Origin of the sequence: Candidatus Protofrankia californiensis (assembly GCF_900634765.1) — a bacterium.
In the GTDB taxonomy this organism is placed as follows: domain Bacteria; phylum Actinomycetota; class Actinomycetes; order Frankiales; family Frankiaceae; genus Protofrankia; species Protofrankia californiensis.
On record NZ_CAAAFT010000078.1, the window covers coordinates 1 to 2,472 of the forward strand.

A 2,472-nucleotide genomic window follows, 5' to 3' on the forward strand; every position below is an offset into this window, starting at 1 on the left:
ACTCCGCAGCTTGACAGCGAAAAACATGGGATGTCTGACCTGCGCGAAGCGCTGATGCGGGCCAGGATCGCCGGCTACGACCACCTCGTCATCGACGGCACGGTCATCGAGACCGACCGGCTGCGCGTGCCCGGCCCGACCGAAGGCGTGGACCTGTGGTGGTCCGGCAAGGTCTCCAACCACGGCGGCAACATTCAGGTCCTCTCGGCCCCCGACGACGGCTGGCCACTGTGGATCTCGGACGTGCGGCCCGGCCGCGAACACGACTCGACCGCCCTGAAAGCCTCCGGCGCACTGGCGGTCCTCGAGGAGTGGACCGCCGACCCGCACGAGGTGCTGTTCGACCTCGGCTACGAAGGGTTGGGTAGCCAGGCCGGGCCGCTCGCGATCGCGTACAAGAAGCCCAAGGGCGGCACCCTCACCGACGAACAGAAGGCGCACAACCGGATCCACAACGCGCTACGCGCCGTCGGCGAACGCGCGAATGCCCTGCTCAAGGTCACCTTTCGACTGCTCCACAACATCACGATCGACCCCTGGAAGATCGGACTTGTCGCGAAAGCCGCCCTCGTCATCCTCCACACCGAGTACCGCAGGACCGCCTGACGCCCAACACACCATCACAGCATTGTTGCCACGCAACGTGACGAAACGTTGCTGGGAAAGGCTCATTGGCCGTCTCGAACAGCGCCAGGCGCGGCGTGGCAGGCGATGCCCCTGCGACCGCGCTCGCGGCCTGCGTCGACACCTGCGTTCCAGCGGCATTTCTCGCGGACGTGGGTACGAAGGCGACCCGTCGGTGTGGCACCGGGCATGATGGTGGGGGCGATCGGACTCGCCGGGTGACGGAGAAATCGGGTGCCGCCGGAACAGGTGTCGCAAAGGGTTCCGTGCGTCGGGGCGATCATCATGGACGCCGCCGGCGCGCTGCTGCTCGTCCAGCGGGCGCGGGATCCCGGACGCGGCCTGTGGTCGTTGCCGGGCGGACGGGTCGAGGCCGGGGAGAGCGACACCGCCGCGCTTGTCCGGGAGGTCCGCGAGGAAACCGGCCTGGAGGTGACCGTCGGACGGCTGGTCGGGCGGGTGACGCGGCCGGGGCCCGACGGAGCCGTCTATGAGATCGCCGACTACATGTGCGACGTCGGTGGCGGGACCCTGCGAGCCGGGGATGACGCCGCGGACGTCCGCTGGTGCGCCGACCTGCATACTGTGGCGCTCACCGCGGGCCTCCTGGAGGCCCTCGCTACCTGGGGTATCACGACGGCCCGGGACTGATCCCATCAGACCTGGGGCCGGGAGCCGGGGTGGGGCCGCGGCCGGGAAGGCGTCAGGATCCGTTGGGTACGGGACGTCCGGGCTGCTCGCCGCCGCGGGCCTCGCCGTAGGAACGCTTGGGCACCATCACCTTGCGGCGGTAGATGCAGACAAGGGTGCCGTCCTGGTTGTAGCCGCGGGTCTCGACCTGCACGATGCCCCGGTCGTCCTTGCTCTTCGACTCGACCTTGTCGAGCACCTCGGACTCGCCGTAGATGGTGTCGCCGTGGAAGACCGGCTTGACGTGCTTGAGGGACTCGACCTCAAGGTTGGCGATGGCCTTGCCGGAAACGTCCGCCACGGACATGCCGAGCAGCAGCGAGTACACATAGTTACCGACGACCACGTTTCGCTTGAACTGGGTGGTCTGCTCGGCGTAGTTCGCATCCAGGTGCAGCGGGTGGTGGTTCATGGTCAGCAGGCAGAACAGGTGATCGTCGTATTCGGTGACCGTTTTGCCCGGCCAGTGCTTGTAGACCGCGCCGACCTCGAACTCCTCGTAGTAACGACCGAACTGCATGATGTGCTTCTCCTTGCTGTCCCTGCCGCGACATGGACCTGGCGTCGTGAACCCCGATCTCGATCCTTCCAGGTCGGCCGGGTGCCTGCCCGGTTTGCGACCGGTAGACGGTCGCGATGCAACGGCAACGGGACATCACACAATGACGCGGCAGTGACGTGACGGTGAGCGTAGGGCGTCCACCCGGTGTCCTACTGGCCATGACGTCGTCACCCGGCGTTCTCCGGCTCGTCTCAGCGTGGCCATGCCTGCCGGCGTCCGTCAGGATGGGGGCGACGACGGGGATGACGACGGGGCGGGGATGACGGCGGTCGGAGTTCACCTCGCAAACGACCGTCCCGGGCACGAGACCGGGACGTAAGGAGTTGGCGATGCTGCTTGGCGTACATGTGGTCCGGTTCACCTGGCCGGGCGGAGCGGAGGCAATCGGGCCGGTCCTGGGGCGCGCCGCCCGGATCGCCGACGAGGCGGGCGTGGCCCGTCTCAGCGTGATGGACCACTACTTCCAGATGGAGGCGATGTTCCCGGCCGACGAACCGATGCTGGAGGGCTACACCACGCTGGGGTTCCTCGCCGCCCACACGTCCAGGCTGCGGCTCGGTCTGCTCGTCACCGGCGTGACCTACCGTCATCCCGGG

Annotated in this window: 4 protein-coding genes; 3 read left to right on the forward strand and 1 reads right to left on the reverse strand. The window is 67.7% G+C overall.

Annotated elements, in window-relative coordinates:
- Both DD1DGNOD_RS04900 and DD1DGNOD_RS04905 read left to right on the forward strand, forming a co-directional pair.
- Positions 1 to 606, forward strand: a 606-nt coding sequence (locus DD1DGNOD_RS04900) for a transposase family protein (protein ID WP_131769551.1), incomplete at its 5' end; no start/stop codon positions are given.
- A 252-nt stretch (positions 607 to 858) separates the two neighbouring features.
- Positions 859 to 1,275, forward strand: a complete 417-nt coding sequence (locus DD1DGNOD_RS04905; protein WP_241255470.1) for an NUDIX hydrolase — start codon at positions 859 to 861, stop codon at positions 1,273 to 1,275.
- Between the two features lie 52 nt (positions 1,276 to 1,327).
- Here the strand turns inward: DD1DGNOD_RS04905 and DD1DGNOD_RS04910 are convergent, their stop codons facing one another.
- Positions 1,328 to 1,834, reverse strand: a complete 507-nt coding sequence (locus DD1DGNOD_RS04910; protein ID WP_131765463.1) for a MaoC family dehydratase — start codon at positions 1,832 to 1,834, stop codon at positions 1,328 to 1,330.
- Between the two features lie 371 nt (positions 1,835 to 2,205).
- Between DD1DGNOD_RS04910 and DD1DGNOD_RS04915 the strand changes: the two genes are divergently transcribed.
- Positions 2,206 to 2,472, forward strand: a 267-nt coding sequence (locus tag DD1DGNOD_RS04915) for an LLM class flavin-dependent oxidoreductase (RefSeq protein WP_131769552.1), incomplete at its 3' end; no start/stop codon positions are given.

Bases quoted from the DNA above. Each gene is read 5' to 3' on its own strand.
- DD1DGNOD_RS04910 (WP_131765463.1), bottom strand. From the start codon at position 1,834: ATGCAGTTCGGTCGTTACTACGAGGAGTTCGAGGTCGGCGCGGTCTAC.